At 32.3% G+C, this 541-nt stretch carries 1 protein-coding gene; it reads left to right on the top strand.

Annotation, left to right across the window (positions count from 1 at the left end):
• Positions 1-76: 76 nt before the first annotated feature.
• Positions 77-523 (top strand): hypothetical protein, encoded by a 447-nt coding sequence (locus BVI01S_RS21920; protein WP_061811547.1) that lies wholly within the window; start codon positions 77-79, stop codon positions 521-523.
• Positions 524-541 lie beyond the last annotated feature (18 nt).

Below are 541 nucleotides of genomic sequence, written 5' to 3' on the forward strand. Positions count from 1 at the left end.
GGGCAGAATAGTGGAATAAGAAATAGATAGCAGGGGGAGAGGTAAAATTAAAAATAAAAAACGATTAATATCATCAGTGATTTTAACACTTGCAGTTTTTTATGCTGGTCATTATTACTTTATACATTCTTCAACAAAGCGGGTTTTTGATACGCAGAAACAACTTAAACCAATAGATTATATTGATACAGTCTATGATGAAAATGACGCTTATACATTAGCTATTAAGCCGTATCTAGAGGATGATTATATGCTTTACACTGCACCAATGCATAGGTCAATTCTTGGGTGGCGAATTGTTCGTATGAGTGGAAATCAGTTGAAACCAAATGGTTCTGGAGCACTTGTTTTAGGTAAGGAAAAACAAATTAGTTATGGCATTGTTAACTCGAAGGTTAAAGAAGTTAGATACAAAGGAAAAGAGTTGCCATTTATTAAAAGTGGTAATATGAGAATTTGGTATCACATATCAGAACCTACTAATCAGGTTTCAAAAACAAGACCATCGATTATTTTTAAATAATAAAAAATGGGTCTGTTA

Origin of the sequence: Rossellomorea vietnamensis NBRC 101237, from assembly GCF_001591825.1 — a bacterium.
Taxonomy (GTDB): domain Bacteria; phylum Bacillota; class Bacilli; order Bacillales; family Bacillaceae_B; genus Rossellomorea; species Rossellomorea vietnamensis.